Source organism: Rhodococcus sp. NPDC003322, from assembly GCF_053589555.1.
In genome coordinates this window covers 245,629-263,837 of record NZ_JBSFSC010000005.1, presented here as the reverse complement: position 1 = coordinate 263,837, position 18,209 = coordinate 245,629, and the positions used below count along the sequence as shown (strand labels likewise).

Annotated in this window: 17 protein-coding genes; 3 read left to right on the top strand and 14 right to left on the bottom strand. The window is 68.7% G+C overall.

The window, feature by feature from the left end; translation table 11 throughout:
• Position 1 precedes the first annotated feature (1 nt).
• Positions 2-949 carry a 5'-3' exonuclease gene (locus tag ACWDUM_RS20580; protein ID WP_450135372.1) on the top strand — a complete coding sequence of 316 codons (948 nt, stop codon included), beginning with the start codon at positions 2-4 and terminating at the stop codon, positions 947-949.
• A 9-nt stretch (positions 950-958) separates the two neighbouring features.
• Here ACWDUM_RS20580 and ACWDUM_RS20575 read toward each other — a convergent pair whose 3' ends face one another.
• The 13 genes from ACWDUM_RS20575 to ACWDUM_RS20515 all read right to left on the bottom strand — a co-directional run bounded on the left by ACWDUM_RS20575 (position 959) and on the right by ACWDUM_RS20515 (position 15,075).
• A complete protein-coding gene (locus tag ACWDUM_RS20575; RefSeq protein WP_450135371.1) occupies positions 959-1,837 on the bottom strand; it encodes a DUF4333 domain-containing protein in 879 nt (292 codons plus the stop codon).
• A 112-nt stretch (positions 1,838-1,949) separates the two neighbouring features.
• Positions 1,950-4,640, bottom strand: a complete 2,691-nt coding sequence (locus ACWDUM_RS20570; RefSeq protein ID WP_450135370.1) for a DEAD/DEAH box helicase — start codon at positions 4,638-4,640, stop codon at positions 1,950-1,952.
• 110 nt (positions 4,641-4,750) lie between these two features.
• On the bottom strand, positions 4,751-5,674 hold the full coding sequence (gene tatC, locus ACWDUM_RS20565) for a twin-arginine translocase subunit TatC (protein WP_450135369.1): 924 nt from the start codon (positions 5,672-5,674) through the stop codon (positions 4,751-4,753).
• A gap of 74 nt (positions 5,675-5,748) precedes the next feature.
• Positions 5,749-6,003 (bottom strand): Sec-independent protein translocase subunit TatA, encoded by a 255-nt coding sequence (gene tatA / locus ACWDUM_RS20560; protein WP_450135368.1) that lies wholly within the window; start codon positions 6,001-6,003, stop codon positions 5,749-5,751.
• 72 nt (positions 6,004-6,075) lie between these two features.
• Positions 6,076-7,044, bottom strand: a complete 969-nt coding sequence (locus ACWDUM_RS20555) for a helix-turn-helix transcriptional regulator (protein WP_450135367.1) — start codon at positions 7,042-7,044, stop codon at positions 6,076-6,078.
• The gene (locus tag ACWDUM_RS20550; protein ID WP_450135366.1) at positions 7,041-8,027 is read right to left on the bottom strand and encodes a helix-turn-helix transcriptional regulator; all 987 of its coding nucleotides are present in this window, start codon (positions 8,025-8,027) and stop codon (positions 7,041-7,043) included. Before ACWDUM_RS20550 ends, ACWDUM_RS20555 begins: the two co-directional genes overlap by 4 nt.
• 26 nt (positions 8,028-8,053) lie before the next feature.
• On the bottom strand, positions 8,054-9,412 hold the full coding sequence (gene pafA / locus ACWDUM_RS20545) for a Pup--protein ligase (RefSeq protein WP_450116353.1): 1,359 nt from the start codon (positions 9,410-9,412) through the stop codon (positions 8,054-8,056).
• Positions 9,413-9,607: 195 nt separating this feature from the next.
• Entirely contained in the window at positions 9,608-10,405 is a 798-nt protein-coding gene (gene prcA / locus ACWDUM_RS20540; protein WP_450135365.1) for a proteasome subunit alpha, read from the bottom strand.
• A complete protein-coding gene (gene prcB, locus ACWDUM_RS20535; RefSeq protein ID WP_450116351.1) occupies positions 10,402-11,286 on the bottom strand; it encodes a proteasome subunit beta in 885 nt (294 codons plus the stop codon). The genes prcA and prcB overlap by 4 nt, the downstream gene beginning before the upstream one ends.
• Entirely contained in the window at positions 11,283-11,477 is a 195-nt protein-coding gene (locus ACWDUM_RS20530) for a ubiquitin-like protein Pup (RefSeq protein WP_450116350.1), read from the bottom strand. The genes prcB and ACWDUM_RS20530 overlap by 4 nt, the downstream gene beginning before the upstream one ends.
• A 151-nt stretch (positions 11,478-11,628) precedes the next feature.
• On the bottom strand, positions 11,629-13,128 hold the full coding sequence (gene dop / locus ACWDUM_RS20525) for a depupylase/deamidase Dop (RefSeq protein ID WP_450116349.1): 1,500 nt from the start codon (positions 13,126-13,128) through the stop codon (positions 11,629-11,631).
• A 200-nt stretch (positions 13,129-13,328) separates the two neighbouring features.
• Positions 13,329-14,594: a hypothetical protein gene (locus ACWDUM_RS20520; protein ID WP_450135364.1), complete on the bottom strand. Its 1,266-nt coding sequence runs from the start codon at positions 14,592-14,594 to the stop codon at positions 13,329-13,331.
• 94 nt (positions 14,595-14,688) lie between these two features.
• Positions 14,689-15,075: a nitroreductase family deazaflavin-dependent oxidoreductase gene (locus tag ACWDUM_RS20515; protein ID WP_450135363.1), complete on the bottom strand. Its 387-nt coding sequence runs from the start codon at positions 15,073-15,075 to the stop codon at positions 14,689-14,691.
• A gap of 35 nt (positions 15,076-15,110) precedes the next feature.
• Here ACWDUM_RS20515 and ACWDUM_RS20510 point away from each other — a divergent pair, with 35 nt between their 5' ends.
• Positions 15,111-15,644 (top strand): NUDIX hydrolase, encoded by a 534-nt coding sequence (locus ACWDUM_RS20510; protein ID WP_450135362.1) that lies wholly within the window; start codon positions 15,111-15,113, stop codon positions 15,642-15,644.
• Positions 15,645-15,743: 99 nt separating this feature from the next.
• Here ACWDUM_RS20510 and arc read toward each other — a convergent pair whose 3' ends face one another.
• Positions 15,744-17,519, bottom strand: a complete 1,776-nt coding sequence (gene arc, locus ACWDUM_RS20505) for a proteasome ATPase (protein WP_450135361.1) — start codon at positions 17,517-17,519, stop codon at positions 15,744-15,746.
• Between the two features lie 168 nt (positions 17,520-17,687).
• Between arc and ACWDUM_RS20500 the strand changes: the two genes are divergently transcribed.
• Complete coding sequence (locus tag ACWDUM_RS20500; protein ID WP_450135360.1) at positions 17,688-18,176, top strand: nuclear transport factor 2 family protein; 489 nt, start codon at positions 17,688-17,690, stop codon at positions 18,174-18,176.
• The last annotated feature ends 33 nt before the right edge of the window (positions 18,177-18,209 follow it).

Sequence of the window (18,209 nt, the reverse complement as noted above, 5' to 3'; positions counted from 1 at the left end):
CATGACCGGACCCCTGCTACTCCTCGACGGCGCGAGCCTGTGGTTCCGCGCGTATTACGCGCTCCCCGAATCGTTCACGGCCGCCGACGGGCGACCGGTCAACGCGGTCCGGGGATTCACCGACATGGTCGCCGCGCTGATCACCCGCCACCAGCCGAGCCGACTGGTCGTGTGCCTGGACCTCGACTGGCGTCCCCAGTTCCGGGTGGACCTGGTGCCCTCCTACAAGGCGCACCGGGTCGCCGAGGAACTCGACGCCGGACCGGACGTCGAAGAGGTGCCCGACACCCTGACCCCGCAGGTCGACATGATCATGGACGTGCTCGCCGCCGCGGGAATCGCCACCGGCGGCGCCGTCGGGTTCGAGGCCGACGACGTGCTCGGAACCCTCGCCGCCCGCGAACGCGACGACACCACCGTCGTCGTCAGCGGCGACCGGGACCTGCTGCAGGTGGTCTCCGACGACCCGGTTCCGGTGCGGGTGCTGTACGTCGGCCGGGGGCTGTCGAAGGCCGAATTGTTCGGCCCCGCCGAGGTCGCCGAAAAGTACGGTGTGCCCGCGGACCGGCCCGGCCCCGGCTACGCCGAACTCGCACTGCTGCGCGGCGACCCGTCGGACGGATTGCCCGGCGTCAAGGGGGTCGGCGAGAAGACCGCGTCCACCCTGCTGCTCCAGTACGGCTCCGTCGCGGCCCTGCGCGCCGCGGTCGACGACCCGGCGTCCGGCCTCGCCAAGGGGATGCGCGGCAAGCTCACCGCGTCCGCCGACTATCTCGACGCGGCACTGCCGGTGGTGCGCGTGGCGGTCGACGCACCCGTCGAACTGTCCGGGCCCGACACCCTGCCGACGGCACCTGCGGACCCCGACCGGCTGTCCGCCCTCGCCGAGGAACTGAAGATCGGCGCGTCGATCGGTCGCCTCACGACCGCACTCGCGGCATCCCGGTGAGGCGAGCGGTCACCGCGAGGTGGGCCGGCTCACCTCGTAGGTGCCGTCCTCGTCGGTGAAGGTCACCGTCACCTTCTGAGGCTGGCCCTTCACCGTGAGCGTGCAGGTGAAGGTGCCGCCCTCGACGACCTCCTGGCCTGCCGGGCACACGACGTCATCGACCTCGGTGAGTCCGTACGTCCCGGTCAGCACCTGCACGACGCCCTTCTCCGCGGCCGACCGGTCCAGGGTGGTCGTCAGCCCCAGGCCGAAGCCGCGAGTGAACAGGCCGATCAAGCCGATCACTGCGACCACCGCCAAGACGCCGATCCCGATCCACAACGGCAACTTGGACTTCGGGGCGGCCGCGGCCGGCTGCGGGAACTGCCCCTGCGGATACCCGGGCTGCGGATACTGCCCCGGGTACTGGGCGCCCTGAGGGTACTGGGCTCCCTGCGGGTATTGCGCCGGCTGCGGATACGGGGCCTGGTATCCGGCCTGCGGGAACTGCCCCGAGGTCGGCGCCGGCTGGTATTGCGGGTACTGCCCGTACGGCTGCTGCCCCGGGTACTGCGCCGGCTGCGGGTACTGTCCGGTCGGATACTGGTACTGCTGCTGGTACTGGGCTTCCGGATACTGGCCCTGCGGATACCCGGGCTGCTGCTGCGAATACTGGGGCGGTACGTACTGCTGCGGCGCGCTCCACGCCTGCTGCCCCCATTGCGGTGACGGCTGCTGCGGAAGCACGGTCGTCGCCGACGGCGCAGACTGCGGCGCCGGAGGGAATTCGACCGGCAGGTGAGCCTCGTCCTGGCCCGCCTCGGCCGGCGGCGCCGCCTCCCGACCGGAATCGGCGTCCGCGCTCGGCCGGTCACCAACCGTGTCGCCGCCGCTCTCCAGGCCACTCATCTGCTGCCTCCACTCGTCGCTGCCCGCACTGTCGATCCCCCGTGTCCACCCCGCGACAAACAACCCCCGGGTGGCGGCAGAGCGCGAGCGAATCCAACCACACAACCGCCGATCAAGCTGCGTCGACCGCCACCACGCCGCGGCGGATCGCGCCGACCGCCTTGGCCGCCGCCGACCGCACCTCGGCATCCGGCGCGGTCTGGTGCACCTGGTCCAGCAGGTCGATCACCTGACGGCACCACCGCACGAAGTCGCCCGCCGACAACGCCTGCCCCCGATCGCCCGCGGCCAGCAGCGCGTCGACGAGCGGTCCACCGCTCGCCCACTTGTGAATCGCGGACACGAACCCGAAGTCGGGTTCGCGGGTCAGCGGCAGCTTGTGCCGGACCTCGTCGGTGCGCAGCGCCGACCACAACTGGACCGTCTCGCCGAGCGCGTGGCGGATCGGCGCCGTCGGACCACGATCCGCCGTGGCCGCGTCCTGCCGGGACTCGAACACCAACGCCGAGACGACCGCGGCCAGTTCCGCCGGGGCAAGCCCCTTCCACGTCCCGTTGCGCAGGCACTCGGCAACCAGCAGGTCGCTCTCCGAATACAGCCGCATCAGACGGTGCCCCTGCTCGGTGACCGCGCCGTCGGATCCGGTGTATCCCCGTTCGGCGAGCAGCCGCAGAATCCGGTCGAAGGTGCGGGCGAGCGAATTCGTCGTCGCCGCCACCTTCTGCCGCTTGCTGTCGATCTCCCGCGCCAGCTTGTTGTACCGCTCGCCGATCCTGCTGAGCCGATCACGGTCCGGATCGGTGTGACAGGGATGCGAGCGCAGTGCACGCCGCAACGCCGCCAGCTCGCGGTCGCTCGCCGCCGGGGACTTCCGCTTCGAATAGCGTCCGGGCGCGACGATCCCGGTGCTGCGCAGCGCCGAGGCCAGATCGCGGCGGGTGCGGGCGGTGCGGTGCTCGACGTGTCGCGGCAGCCGCATACTGCCGAGTGACCTCGCCGGCGACGGGAAGTCGGCCGCCGAGATCCGGCCCGCCCACTTGTCCTCGGTCAGCACCAGCGGCCGCGGATCACGGGGATCGGTGTCCGTCTCGAGGACGACCGCCAGACCGGACCGGCGTCCGGTCGGGATCGCGATCACGTCACCGCGGCGCAGCGCCGTCAGTGCGGTCACCGCGTCCTGCCGACGGTCCGTGCGGCCCTGCCGTTCGAGCTGCCGCTCCCGGTTCTTGACCCGCTCGCGCAGCTGCGCGTACTCGAAGAACTCGCTGTCCTCCCCGCCCAACTGGTCACGCAGCTCGACGAGTCCCTGCTCGTCACGCTCGATCGACCGGACCAGACCGACCACCGAGCGGTCCGCCTGGAACTGCGCGAAGGATCGCTCCAGGAGCGAGCGCGCCTCGACGGCGCCCATCCTGTCGATCAGGTTGATCGACATGTTGTAGGACGGCCGGAACGAACTGCGCAGGGGGAAGGTTCGGGTCGACGCGAGGCCGGCGACCTCGGTGGCCTCGACCCCGGGCTGCCAGAGCACGACCGCATGCCCCTCGATGTCTATGCCGCGCCGCCCCGCCCGGCCTGTGAGCTGGGTGTACTCCCCCGGGGTCAGCTCGGCGTGGGTCTCGCCGTTGTACTTCACGAGTCGCTCGAGGACGACGGTCCGGGCCGGCATGTTGATGCCGAGTGCGAGCGTCTCGGTGGCGAACACCGCGCGCACGAGGCCCTTGACGAACAGTTCCTCGACCGTGTGCCGGAACGCAGGCAGCATGCCCGCGTGGTGGCCGGCGATGCCCCGCTCCAGGCCCTCGCGCCACTCCCAGTACCCGAGCACCGACAGATCGTGCTTCGGCAGGTCCCCGGTGTGCTTGTCGATGATCGCGGCGATCTCGTCGGCCTGGTCCTCGGTGGTCAGCCGCAGCCGCGACCGCAGGCACTGCGTCACCGCGGCATCGCACCCGGCCCGACTGAAGATGAACGTGATCGCCGGCAACAGCCCTTCCGCGTCGAGGCGGGCGATCACCTCCGGGCGCGGCAGCGGACGGTTCGCCGAACTCGGCGCCGAACCGCGACCACGTCCGCGCGGCTGCCAGGTGTCGTACCGGTCGAGGGCCTGGCGTTCCTTGAGGTGCCGGACCAGATCCCGGTCGATGACCAGCCGGGCCGTCGGATCGGCGCCTTGGGCGGTGGTGTCGAACAGATCGAACATTCGGCGGCCGACCATCATGTGCTGCCACAGCGGGATCGGTCGCACCTCGTCGACGATGATCTCGGTGTCGCCGCGGACGGTCCCCATCCAGGCGCCGAACTCCTCGGCGTTGCTGACCGTCGCGGACAGGCTGACCAGGCGCACGTCCTCCGGCAGGTGCAGGATCACCTCCTCCCACACCGCGCCGCGAAAGCGGTCGGCGAGGAAGTGGACCTCGTCCATCACGACGTGCGACAGTCCGCGCAGGGTCGGCGAGTCCGCGTACAGCATGTTCCGGAGCACCTCGGTGGTCATCACGACCACCGGGGCGTCCGAGTTGATGCTCACGTCGCCGGTGAGCAGGCCGACCGATGCCTTGCCGTAGCGCTCCACCAGGTCGGCGTACTTCTGGTTGCTCAGCGCCTTGATCGGCGTGGTGTAGAAGCACTTGTGCCCGGACACCAGCGCGAGGTGCACTGCGAACTCGCCGATCACCGTCTTGCCCGCCCCGGTCGGGGCGCACACCAGCACTCCGTGACCGGCCTCCAGTGCCCGACACGCCTCCACCTGAAATCCGTCCAGCGGGAAGCTCAGCTGGGCGGCGAATACGTCGAGTTCCACCCCGCAAGGCTATCGACAGAGACCGTCCGCAGGAATTCACCCGCCCGCATGGGCGCGCCGACCGGCGCACCGCGGGCCAGAGCCGCGCGGTGCGCCCGAACGAGTGGGACCTACAACGTGTCCGAGTAGTCGTTGACCCGGCTGGGTGCGCCGATGTCGGTGGCGGCGTCGAGTGGGGACGCCTCGTCGTCGTCGAGGGCACCCCACCCCTCGGAGTCCTTACGAGCCTTCCGCCTGTCATTGAGGCGAGCGATCTGGATGGCCATCTCCAGCAGGACGGTCAGCGCCACTGCGAGCACCAGCATCGAGAACGGGTCCTGCCCCGGGGTGGCGATGGCCGCGAACACGAACATCGCCATGATCAGGCCGCGCCGCCACGCCTTGAGCTTGGCGTAGGGCAGGATGCCGACGAAGTTCAGCGCCACGATCAGCAGCGGGATCTCGAAGCTGACACCGAAGATGATCAGCAGGTTGATCACGAAGCCGAAGTACTCGGCACCGCTGAGAGCGGTGACCTGGACGTCACCGCCGATGGTGAGCAGGAAGTGCAGCGCCTTGGACACCACGAGGTAGGCGAGCACCGCACCGAACACGAACAGGGCGGCGGCGGAGAAGACGAACCCGATGGCGTACCGGCGTTCCTTGGAGTACAGACCCGGCGTGATGAAAGCCCACAACTGGTACAGCCAGACGGGGCACGCGAGGACGATGCCGGCGGTCAGCGCCACCTTGAAGCGGAGCATGAACTGCTCGAACGGCGCTGTCGCGAGGAGCCGGCACGAGCCGTCCTCGGTGAGCGCGGCCCGAGACTCCGGCGGCAGCGAACAGTACGGTCCGCGGAGGATCTCGCCGAGGCTGTCGATGCCCAGGATCTGGTGCGAGTACCAGAAGAAGCCGAACACCGTTGTGACCAAGATCGCGAGGATCGACCACAGCAGCCGTGTCCGCAGCTCGTAGAGATGATCGACCAGCGACATGGTGCCGTCTGGGTTGACCCGGCGCCGACTGCGCCGCGGGTCGAAGGGGATACGCACTGATTCGGGCCCTTGGTTCTGCTCAGCTGCGCCCCGGGATGCCCATGCACCCCGGGGTCACACGGTGGTTCGTCCTACGAGGCCTTCGTCTCGGTCTGCGGGGTCTCGACCACGGTGGCCTGCACCTCCGGCGTCGCGGGCAACTGCGCAGGCGGGGCCGGGGCGGCAGCGGCGGGCGCGCCGTCGTTCTGCATCTCCTTGACCTCGCTCTTGAAGATCCGCAAGGACCGGCCCAGACCACGGGCAGCGTCGGGGAGCTTCTTCGAACCGAACAGGATCACGACGACCAGCGCCACAATGGCCCAGTGCCAGGGGCTCATTGCACCCATTTTTACCTCCAGAGATCAGTTGGCTCGATGCTACCGGACATCGGGGGTCCCGTCGGGCCCAAATGCTGGGAGTCAGCTGTCGAGCGGCTGCCGGTACATCTCCAGGGCGGCGTGCGCACGGGCCCGGATGGATTCGGACAATTCCGTCGGACCCAGTACCTGTACCCCGGTGCCGAACCCCGCCATCAGCCGGGCCATCCAGTCCAGCGACGCGTACCGCATCGATGCCTCGACCGACCCGTCCGCGGCCACCACGACGTCCGTCATCGGGTAGTAGTCCATCACCCAGGCGTGGTCCGGGGCGATCAGCAGTCGTGCCTGGGGCAGAGTTGCGTCGTCGTGGAACAGGTCCAGCGCCGAGGACTCGTCGTATGCGTCCTCCGGAACGCGCGCCGGCTCGTCGAGTTCGGTGGCCGCGTCGATCCGGTCGTAGCGGAACAGCCGGACACCGTCCGCCTGCCGGCACCACGCCTGCAGATAGCTGTGATTGTCGACCGCGACGACCCGGATCGGATCGACGACCCGCCTGGTCACCGCGTCCCGGGATGCCGAGAAGTAGGTGATGTCGAGTGCGCGCCCGTGGCGGACCGCGGACCGCACCGCCGCGACCACCGGACTCTCCGGACCCGGGTCCGAGACCGCCTGCGTCACCGCACCGGCGGCCGCAACTCCCGCCGCGGACTCGATCTTCGCGATTGCGCCCTGGACCGACGACGGATCCGCGGTGCCCGGCAGGTCCCCGAGCGCACGCAGCGCGATCAGCATCGAGGTCGCCTCCGTCGAGGTCAGCCGCAGGGGACGGTCGATCCCGGCGGAGAACGTGACCGCGACGGTCTCCTCTTCGAAGGACAGGTCGATCAGGTCTCCGGGGCCGTAGCCCGGCAGCCCGCACACCCACAACTGGTTCAGATCGGTGGTCAGCTGCGTGACCGTGACCCCCAGTTCCGCCGCGGCCTCACTCTTCGTGATCCCGGGATTGGCGACGAAGTACGGCACCATGTTGAGCAGCCGCGACAGCCGCTGCGACAGTCGCTGGCTCATCGCGCCTCACCCGCCGCGACGGTCAGCCGCGCGACGACGTCCGCGCGCAGGGCCTCGGGTGCCAGCGCCACTGCATCCTCCCCGTATCCCGTGATCAATCGTGCGAGCCATTCGCGGGAGCGGACCGGTACCTCCAGCACCGCACCCGCCCGGTCGCCGATCGTCATGGCCCTCGTCTGCTGACCGAGTCGACGCAGTTCCTGCGCTCGGCCGTCGCGCACCCACACCGTCGCGGTGCCGGACACGCCCGCCGTGCCGACCGCGCGACCGACGATGTCGCGCAGGTCCGTGCCTTCGGGTTTGCGGACGGCGCCGGTGGGACCGAACGCGGTGATCTGCTCGCCGATCCGGGACAGCCGGAACGTGCGGGTGGCATCGCGGTCCTTGTCGTGACCGACCACATACCACCGGCCGTCGTGGGTGACCACACCCCACGGCTCGAGGGTCCGTGTACGCAGCGGCGCGTTGGGGGCAGACCGGTGCTCGAAGCGGATCGCCTGACCGGCCTCGATGGCGGCCAGCACCGATTCGAGTGCCGGCTCGGAGCCACGGACCCGCGCGGGCAGTGCCGTGAACAACGAGGACGCCGACTCCTGGTCCACCGCCACGCCCGCGGCCCGCAGCTTCAGGACGGCGCCCTGCGCGGCGGACGTCAGTTCCGGGGACTCGAGCAGTCGCACAGCGATGGCGACCGCGGCCGACTCCTCGCTGGTGAGGTCGATCTCCGGCAGTGCGTACGCCTCGGGGCTGATCCGGTAGCCCTCGACGGTGCCCAACCGCGATGCCTGTCCCGTCTCGAGCGGAACCCCGAGATCACGCAGTTCGTTCTTGTCCCGCTCGAACATCCTGCTGAACGCCTCGTCGCTCACCGACTCCTTGTAGCCCGCAACGCTCTGACGGATCTTGTCCGCCGTCAGGAACTGCCGGGTCGAGAGCAGGCAGATGACTAGGTTCATCAGCCGTTCGACTTTGCTGGTCGCCACGGATCAGCAGCCTAACGGCACCGCCACTACATCGACGCGATCAGGCGCTCGACCCGCTCGTCGACGGACCGGAACGGGTCCTTGCACAGCACCGTCCGCTGGGCCTGGTCGTTGAGCTTGAGGTGCACCCAGTCGACGGTGAAGTCGCGTCCCGCGTCCTGGGCCGCGGCGATGAAGTCGCCGCGCAGCTTCGCGCGAGTGGTCTGCGGTGGCGTGTTCACCGCGGCGTCGATCTGCTCGTCCTCGGTGACCCGCTTGGCCAGGCCCTTGCGCTGCAGGAGATCGAACACACCACGTCCACGCTTGATGTCGTGGTAGGCGAGGTCGAGTTGGGCGATCCGCGGATCGGCCAGATCCAGGTTGTGCTTGTCCTGGTACCGCTGGAACAACTTGCGCTTGATCACCCAGTCGACCTCGGTGTCGACCTTCGCGAAGTCCTGGGACTCGACGGCGTCGAGCACCCGTCCCCACAGTTCCACGACCTGCTCGACCTGAGCGTCGGGTTCCCGGTTGCGCAGGTGCTCGACCGCGCGCGCGTGGTACTCGCGCTGAATGTCCAGCGCGCTCGCCTGCCTGCCGCCCGCGAGGCGGACGGGCCTGCGGCCGGTCAGGTCGTGGCTGACCTCGCGGATCGCGCGGATCGGGTTGTCGAGCGCGAAGTCACGGAACGAGACCCCGGCCTCGATCATCTCCAGCACCAGCGCCGCGGAGCCGACCTTGAGCATCGTGGTGGTCTCGGACATGTTCGAGTCACCTACGATGACGTGGAGCCGGCGGTACTTCTCGGCATCCGCGTGCGGCTCGTCGCGCGTGTTGATGATGGGGCGGGAACGGGTCGTCGCCGAGGACACACCCTCCCAGATGTGCTCCGCACGCTGGGACAGGCAGAAGGTCGCCGACTTCGGAGTCTGCAGAACCTTGCCCGCGCCGCAGATCAGCTGCCGCGTGACCAGGAACGGGAGCAGGACGTCCGAGATTCGGGAGAACTCCCCCGCGCGGACCACCAGGAAGTTCTCGTGACAGCCGTACGAATTGCCTGCCGAGTCGGTGTTGTTCTTGAACAGGTAGATGTCCCCACCGATGCCCTCCTCGGTGAGCCGCTGTTCGGCGTCGACGAGAAGATCCTCGAGGACACGCTCACCGGCGCGATCGTGCGTGACGAGTTGGGCCAGCCCGTCGCACTCGGCCGTCGCGTACTCCGGATGCGATCCCACGTCGAGATACAACCGGGCACCGTTGCGGAGGAAGACGTTGGAGCTCCGCCCCCACGAGACGACCCTCCGGAACAGGTATCGCGCCACCTCGTCCGGGCTGAGTCGACGGTGACCGTGAAAAGTACACGTCACCCCGAACTCGGTCTCGATTCCCATGATTCGTCGCTGCACACTTCGACAGTACAACGCCGAAGCCCTCCGCGGCCGGTGCACCGGCCATCGACATTCCGCGTGACTTCGCCGCTGCCGCCGTGCATTTCGGTGATGTCTCGGTACAGACACGACCCGTGACGAAAGACCGGGCGGTCCGGACGCGTTTCGGCCCCGGCGGTGATCCACCGGGGCCGAAACGTTCGAGGGGTCGGGTCAGCCCGCGTCGGGGCCCGCCGCCGGTCCCGTGGCTTCCGTTCCCGGCTCCGGCGCGGCCTCGGCAGCCGGTGCCGCGGGTTCGGCGGGCAGCAGTGCCGACAGCGCCGCCCCGGTGATCCGCTTGAACGCGCGCCGCGGGCGGGTCTGGTCCAGCACGGCCACCTCGAGGGCACCGACCCCGATGCGCCGCCGTTCGGCCTCACCGTTGCCGGGCGGCGCGGTCCCGACCTGCAACGCGTCGACCGCGACCGCGACCGCTTCGGCCAGCGGCAGGCCCGGCCGGTACGACTCCTTCAATGCGGTCACGATCGGCTCGGTCGCGCCACCCATCACGACGAACTGCTGCTCGTCGACGATCGAGCCGTCGTAGGTGATCCGGTACAGCTGCGCGTGGTGGTCCTGCCCCGCCCGCCCGACCTCGGCGACACAGAGCTCCACCTCGTACGGCTTCGGCTGCTCGGTGAAGATCGTGCCGAGCGTCTGCGCGTACGCATTGGCCAGGGATCTACCGGTGACGTCGCGGCGGTCGTACGAGTAGCCGCGCATGTCGGCATGCATGATGCCCGAGCGCCGCAAGCTCTCGAACTCGTTGTACTTCCCGACGGCGGCGAAACCGAGCCGGTCGTACAGCTCGCTGACCTTGTGCAGCGACGACGACGGGTTCTCCGCCACGAACAGCACACCGTCCGCATAGGTCAGCGAGATGACGCTGCGACCGCGGGCAATACCCTTGCGCGCCAGCTCCGAGCGATCCCGCATGATCTGCTCGGCGGAGGCGTAGTACGGCATCGTCACGGCGTGTCACCTGCTTCCTTGGTGCGGTCGGCGATGACGGCGCGGGCGAATTCGGCGAGCCGGCTCTCGGGAACCTCCACGGCGCCGGCGTCGGTGATCACCACCGCGGTCGGGAAGATGCCACGGGTCAGATCCGGTCCACCCGTCGCGGAGTCGTCGTCGGCTGCGTCGTAGAGCGCTTCGACGGCTGCCCGCATGGCACCCGCCTCGTCGGCGTCCGGATCGTAGATCTTCTTCAGCGCCGATTTCGCGAACAGCGAACCCGAACCGACCGCGTGGTACCCGGCCTTCTCCTCGTACCGTCCACCGACGACGTCGTAGGACACGATCCGCCCGGCCTTGGCCGGTTCCGCTCCGTCGAGGTCGTATCCGACGAGAAGCGGCACCACGGACAACCCCTGCATCGCGGCTCCGAGATTGCCCCGGACCATCGACGACAGCCGGTTGGCCTTGCCGTCGAAGGTGAGCGGAACGCCCTCGATCTTCTCGTAGTGCTCGAGTTCGACGGCGAACAGTCTCACCAGCTCGATCGCGATGCCCGCCGTACCGGCGATCCCGGCGGCGGAGTAGTCATCGGTGACGTACACCTTCTCGACGTCCCGGCTGGCGATCAGGTTGCCCATCGTCGCGCGGCGATCGCCGGCGATGAGGACACCGCCGGCGAAGGTCAGCGCAACGATCGTCGTGCCGTGTGGGGCGATGTCCGGACGACCCGTCATCGGCTCACCCCTACCTCCGTTTGCCCCGAGATCGAATCGGTTCTCCGGCAACAGTTCCGGCGCATGGACACGCAGATGCTCGGTGAACGAGGACAGCTGCGAATCGAACCGCAGCACCCCGCCCCCCATCGTCGTACGCGTCGCCGGGGAATCCGGCGTCACTGGCCGCCCTTTTGCACGTACGCGCGCACGAAGTCCTCGGCGTTCTCCTCCAGCACGTCGTCGATCTCGTCGAGCAGGTCGTCCGTGTCCTCTGCGAGCTTCTCCCGACGTTCCTGTCCCGCACCACCGTCACCGATGGGGGCATCGTCGTCGTCGCCACCGCCGCCGCGTTTGGTCTGCTCCTGCGCCATAGCCGCCGACCTCCTCGTTGCTCTTGCACTGCATCCCGCACACCCAGTGTGCGCTCGTGCTCGGACCTTCACCCTACCGATCGCGCACGACACTGTGACGCTTCACGTCCACGACACCGCGACGTTTCTCCGTCGCGTCTTCGGGCGATTGTCAGGTCGTCAGCTGATCCACGAGGTCCGCCGCCGAATCCGCCGCCTCCAGCAGCGCCCCGACGTGCGCCTTGCTGCCACGCAGCGGTTCCAGGGTCGGGATCCGAACCAGGGAGTCCCGGCCCAGGTCGAAGATCACGGAGTCCCAGCTCGCCGCCGCGATGTCGGCACCGAATCTGCGCAGGCACTCGCCCCGGAAGTAGGCGCGGGTGTCGGTCGGCGGGTTGTGGATCGCGTCCAGCACCTGCTGTTCGCTGACCAGCCGCTCGATCGATCCGCGTGCGACGAGCCGGTTGTACAGGCCCTTGTCGAGGCGGACGTCCGAGTACTGCAGATCGAGCATGTGCAGTTTGGGCGCCGACCAGGCCAGTCCCTCACGGTTGCGGAAGCCTTCGAGGATCCGCAGTTTCGCCGGCCAGTCCAGCAGGTGCGCGCACTCCATCGGATCCCGCTCGAGCAGGTCGAGCACGGTCGCCCACTTGGCGAGGATGTCCGCGGCACGCGGATCGTCGGATCCCTCCCGTTCGATGAACGAGGCCACCCGCTCGTGGTAGATCCGCTGCAGTGCAAGACCGGTCATCTCGCGACCGTCGGAGAGCGCCACCGTCTGCCGGAGCGTCGGATCGTGGCTGATCTGGTGCACCGCGGTGACCGGCCGCGCGAGCTGGAGATCGGACAGGTCGACCCCGGCCTCGATCAGGTCGAGAACAAGGGCGGTGGTGCCGACCTTGAGATACGTCGACCATTCGGCGAGGTTCGCGTCACCGATGATCACGTGCAGGCGGCGGTACTTCTCGGCGTCGGCGTGCGGCTCGTCGCGGGTGTTGATGATGCCGCGCTTGAGCGTCGTCTCCAGCCCGACCTCGACCTCGATGTAGTCGGCCCGCTGCGAGAGCTGGAAACCGGCCTCGTCACCGGACTGCCCGACGCCGACGCGGCCTGATCCGCAGATCACCTGACGGGAGGCGAAGAACGGTGTCAGGCCGGCGATGATCGCCGTGAACGGCGTCTCCCGCGAGCACAGGTAGTTCTCGTGGGTGCCGTACGACGCACCCTTGCCGTCCACGTTGTTCTTGTACAGCTGCAAGCGCGGCGCGCCGGGGACGCTCGAGGCGTGCCGGGCCGCGGCCTCCATCACTCGCTCCCCCGCCTTGTCCCAGATCACCGCGTCCAGCGGATCGGTGACCTCCGGGGCCGAGTACTCGGGGTGCGCGTGGTCCACATACAGCCGGGCACCGTTGGTGAGGATCATGTTGGCGGCACCGACCTCGTCGGCGTCGATCACCGGCGCCGGGCCGTTGAACCGCCCGAGGTCGAAACCTCGTGCGTCGCGCAATGGCGACTCCACCTCGTAGTCCCAGCGAGTTCGCTTGGCCCGCGGGACGCCGGCCGCCGCCGCGTACGCGAGCACCGCCTGCGTTGAGGTCAGAATGGGGTTCGCCGTCGGCTCCGACGGGGACGAAATTCCGTACTCGACCTCGATACCGATGATCCGCTGCATGGCGTCGAGCCTAGATCGTCAGCGCTCTCCGCACCGGAGTGCCCACCCAACCCGCCCGGTCGAGGTTTCTGCACGAGGTGAGATGACCTGCGGTCCGGCGCCGGGTTAAATGCCGATAAGTTGCCTTATGACATTATTGCTGGTGGATTGTCTGGCAAGGTGATGAGCGCACGAGGTCTGCGGTGGTATTCCCCACGTGCTCACGCGCGGCACGCCGGGTTGCCCGGGAAGGGCGGAACGCCTGCCCTGCAACCGACGCCGACCACCGCGGTCAACCGTGCGACCGGGTCGCGGATCTCGAGCGCAGGCACCAACCCGTCGGCCACCAGCGCGGCCTTGGCCTCCGGCGCGGTCGCGCGCTGGTCGAGCGTGCCGCGAACCCGCGCGAACGCCACCAGTTCGTCGTACACCATCGACAGGGTCGCCTCGGTCGTCCTGTCCCCCGGCTCGAGCCCGGCGAAGTCCACACCCGTCTCGTACTCGTGCCGCAGCGCGTGTGGCCCCTGGTCGCAGTTGGGTACGTTCAGATCGATGCGGAACCCCGGCAGATCCGGTCCCGGCGGCATGATCGTCCCCACGTCGGTGCAGGCGTGGTGCGAGATGCGATCACCGAGCGCGTGGAGATAGACACCGACCCGCGCATTCCAGGCGTTGTCGCCGATCCACGAGTCGAACTGCGACGACCGGACCGTGCCGGAGACGACCTGCTCCCCCGTCTCGTTGGTGAACGGGATCGCGGCCGGCGTCACCACGCTGTACTCACCGTTGATCGGTGCCGGCTGCGCGTCTCCGTAACACGTTGCACCAGTGGCGTAGTCGCCGCCTGCCGACGGGTTCGTGAAACCGCCCGTGCACAGTGGCGCGTCACTTCCCGGCCCCGCCATCGCCCAGCGACGAAGGTGCGTCAGCATGACCTCGTGCCGCGGATCACCGACGTCGGGATGCAAGCCGTCGGGTACCGGGTCGGACGGACCGCGCATCGTCGGCAGGAAGTGGAACAGGAACCCGCCGGTGGCGAAATGTGTCCGCACGAGGCCACTGATGTCCCTGGTGGTGAGAGCGCCGGCGTCGGGAACGAGCCTGCCGTCGACGTCCCGGGGCGCGAACGACCCGAGATCGGTCGCCTCGTCGTACGCCGCGATCCAGTACGCGTCTCGATCCGAGAACCCGACGCTGCGGGCGATGATGTACGTCGAGTCCGTGTGCACCAGGCTCCGGCCACCGAGCGGCCGCCGCAAGGTGTATCCATACACCCCGAACGCCTGCAGGCCGCACACCGGCGCGTACGGATCGTCGATCGGGCAGGGCGGCGGCAGCGGACCACAGTTGTGGACCGGAGTGCCGTCCTCCGTGTAGCAGACGTCCTCGGCGAACCCCTGCGCGGACGGCGGCGGCACCGCGACGAATGCGGCGCACGCCAACAGCACCGCGCCGATCACACCTGCTCCTCGACCGTGCGATCTCATCGAGCTGCACCTTCTTCCGAAGCGAGCAGAACACGCGCCCGTCAACCGTAGCGCGCGGGCCGTGGCCCGATTCGGGTTTCGGGCGGTCCCGCCCTCACGACCTCGGCTCGAGGCGACACTGCAGGTACGCGTCCGCGTGGATCGCGCGCAACACCACTCGCACCGGCGGGGGCGCCCAGTCCGCGCGCGGGTCGCTCCCCCGTCGAGGCTCGACCAGGCTCTTCAGGTGTCCCCGGGTGGTGATGTCCACGTGGCCTGCGGCGAGGATGTTGCGCACCCAGTCACTGTCCGCACCGTAGCTGAGGCCGAAGCGGTAACCGTCGCCGTACCGGAAGCAATTGACGGGAGTCCGGTACAGCCGGCCCGTCCGGCGGCCGCGGTGCAGCACGATCGCGAATCCCGGCAGCCAGCCGGCGACCGGCAGTACCAGGCGGTTGGTCACCACCCGGTTGATACGGGCGAGCCTTCTCGGAAGTGGCACTCGGCCAGCCTAACGCCACGTGACACGATGAAACGATGGATCAGGCGATCGACGATCTCCCCCGCGACGAGATCGTCACCGTGTACGACGCCGACGGCAACGAAACCGGTACCGCGCCGAGGTCCCGCGTGTACGCAGAGGGGCTGTGGCACGCGAGCTCAGGGGTGCTGTTGCGCTCACTCGACGGCGCCCGGCTCTACGTGCACCGCCGATCCCCCGACAAGGCGGTCTTCGCAGGCATGCACGACTGCCTCGCGGGCGGCGTCGTCGACCCGGGCGAGACACCCGCGGCGACCGCTGCCCGCGAACTCGGCGAGGAGCTGGGGGTGCGGGACATCGCGCTCTCTCCCTTGGCTCAGGTCTCCTGGGACGGCGTGTGGAACGGAAAGCCCCTGCGCTGCCACCTGTACGCGTTCGAAGGCCGCTGGGACGGCCCCGTCGTGCACCAGCCGAGCGAAATCGTGGACGGCTGGTGGTGGACCGACGCGCAACTGCGCGCCCATCTCACGGACCCGTCGTGGCCGTTCGTGCCGGACACCCGCGCGCTGCTGACCGGAACGGTGTGGTGAGGCACGCGTTCGGCGATGACGTTCCCGCGACCGTCGTGCGGCACAGACGGCGGTGGGGTGCAACGGGATTCCCGTTGCACCCCACCGCCGCACCCGTGACTACAGGTACTGACCGGTGTTCGACTCGGTGTCGATCGCGCGGCTGGCGCTGGCGTTCTTGCCGGTGACCAGCGTGCGGATGTAGACGATCCGCTCACCCTTCTTGCCCGAGATCCGTGCCCAGTCATCGGGATTGGTGGTGTTGGGCAGGTCCTCGTTCTCGGAGAACTCGTCGACGATCGAGTCGAAGAGGTGCTGCACCCGCAGGCCCGGGGCACCGGTCTCGAGCACGGCCTTGATGGCGTACTTCTTCGACCGGTCCACGATGTTCTGGATCATCGCACCCGAGTTGAAGTCCTTGAAGTACAGGACCTCCTTGTCCCCGTTGGCGTAGGTGACCTCCAGGAATCGGTTCTCGTCGCTCTCCGCGTACATCCGGTCCACGACGCGCTCGATCATCGCCTTGACGCAGAGCGCCCGGTCTCCGTGGAACTCGGCCAGGTCGTCGGCGTGCACCGGCAGCGACTCGGTCAGGTACTTCGAGAAGATGTCCTGCGCGGACTCCGCGTCCGGGCGTTCGATCTTGATCTTCACGTCGAGCCGGCCGGGACGAAGGATCGCGGGGTCGATCATGTCCTCGCGGTTCGACGCACCGATCACGATGACGTTCTCGAGCCCCTCCACACCGTCGATCTCGCTGAGCAACTGCGGCACCACGGTGGTCTCGACGTCGGACGAGACGCCCGAACCGCGGGTCCGGAAGATCGAGTCCATCTCGTCGAAGAACACGATCACCGGGGTGCCCTCGGACGCCTTCTCCCTGGCACGCTGGAAGATCATCCGGATGTGACGCTCGGTCTCACCGACGAACTTGTTGAGCAGCTCGGGGCCCTTGATGTTCAGGAAGTACGACTTGGCGTCCTTCGCATCCTGTCCCCTGGCCTCCGCGATCTTCTTCGCGAGCGAGTTGGCGACGGCCTTGGCGATCAGCGTCTTGCCGCAGCCCGGCGGGCCGTACAGCAGGACACCCTTCGGCGGCCGCAGCGCGTACTCGTGGAACAGATCCTTGTGCAGGAACGGCAGCTCCACGGCGTCCCGGATCTGCTCGATCTGACGGCCCAGCCCGCCGATGTCGCCGTAGTCGACGTCCGGGACCTCCTCGAGCACGAGGTCCTCGACCTCGGCCTTCGGGATCCGTTCGAACGCATAACCGGCCTTCGTGTCGACCAGCAGCGAATCGCCGGGCCGCAGCTTGCGGGTCGGCGAGTCGATGTCCTCGTCGTCGGGGTGCAGCGTGGTGTCCGACGCGGCCACCGCCAGCGGATGCGCGAGCCAGACGACCCGCTCCTCGTCGGCGTGCCCGACCACCAGTGCCCGTTCCCCGTCGTCGAGGACCTCGCGAAGGGCGCAGATCTCCCCGATCCGCTCGAACGATCCCGCCTCGACCACCGTCAACGCCTCGTTCAGCCGGACCGTCTGTCCCGGCTTGAGCTCTTCGGTGTCGATGTTCGGCGAACAGGTCAGCCGCATCTTGCGCCCGGAGGTGAACACGTCGACCGTCTGGTCGTCGTGAGCGAGGATCAGCACGCCGTACCCGCTCGGCGGCTGACCGAGCCGGTCGACCTCCTCGCGCAGCGCGATCAGCTGCTGACGCGCCTCCTTGAGCGTGTCCATGAGCTTCGAGTTGCGGATCGACAGGGAATCCACCCGTGACTCGAGTTCACGCACCTGCTCGGGTGACTGGGCAAGTTGTCGGCGAAGTGCAGCGGCCTCGAGCTTGAGGGCCTCGAGTTCCGCCCTGGCAGCCAGCGAGTCCGGATTCTCTGTTGCGCTCATGTGCGACTCCTCCCAGTTCGATCCCCCAACGCTACCGCCGTGCGGGCGAAAGTGTGTTGCGACACTTGCGACGTCGCACACTCTGAGAAATCGGGCCGAACTCGACCCCTCCCAACCCATGTTAGCCTCACCTACATTCACCGCCGTTTGCCGAGGAAAGGGTCACCCGTGATCACCCGCACGTCACTCATCGCCACCGGAGCAGTTCTCGTCGCACTCGGCCTCACCGCGTGTGGCTCCGACGACACCACGACCGCGACCACCTCGGCCGCCGCGGTCACCACCGGCGCGGCCGCCACCAGCGCCGCAGCCGCGGCCGCGACCCCGACGTCCGAGGAACTGCAGGCCACCCTCGCCACCTTCTTCGACCCGGCGGTGCCTGCGGCCGACAAGATCGCACTGATCGAGGACGGCCGCGAGCAGGCTGCCGTCGTCGAGCAGTTCAACGGCGTGCTGCAGGGCTACCCGCTCACCGCCGAGGTCACCAAGGTGGTCGCCGTCGACGGTGACACCGTCACCGCGACCGCAACGATGGCCGGCCCGCACGGCGGTGCCCCGACGGACGTCACCTTCGACTCGGTGAACGGCACCTGGGTGATCTCCGACGACGCCGCCTGCACCCTCTTCGGCATGGGACGGCTCGCCTGCGTCAAGTAGGCGCCCGCGCCGCCGGTGCGTGGATCTCCACCC

Coding starts and splice junctions, on each gene's coding strand:
- ACWDUM_RS20580 (WP_450135372.1), top strand. CDS start 2: ATGACCGGACCCCTGCTACTCCTCGACGGCGCGAGCCTGTGGTTCCGC.
- ACWDUM_RS20575 (WP_450135371.1), bottom strand. CDS start 1,837: ATGAGTGGCCTGGAGAGCGGCGGCGACACGGTTGGTGACCGGCCGAGC.
- tatA (WP_450135368.1), bottom strand. CDS start 6,003: ATGGGTGCAATGAGCCCCTGGCACTGGGCCATTGTGGCGCTGGTCGTC.
- ACWDUM_RS20555 (WP_450135367.1), bottom strand. CDS start 7,044: ATGAGCCAGCGACTGTCGCAGCGGCTGTCGCGGCTGCTCAACATGGTG.
- ACWDUM_RS20530 (WP_450116350.1), bottom strand. CDS start 11,477: ATGGCGCAGGAGCAGACCAAACGCGGCGGCGGTGGCGACGACGACGAT.
- dop (WP_450116349.1), bottom strand. CDS start 13,128: ATGCAGCGGATCATCGGTATCGAGGTCGAGTACGGAATTTCGTCCCCG.
- ACWDUM_RS20520 (WP_450135364.1), bottom strand. CDS start 14,594: ATGAGATCGCACGGTCGAGGAGCAGGTGTGATCGGCGCGGTGCTGTTG.
- ACWDUM_RS20510 (WP_450135362.1), top strand. CDS start 15,111: ATGGATCAGGCGATCGACGATCTCCCCCGCGACGAGATCGTCACCGTG.
- arc (WP_450135361.1), bottom strand. CDS start 17,519: ATGAGCGCAACAGAGAATCCGGACTCGCTGGCTGCCAGGGCGGAACTC.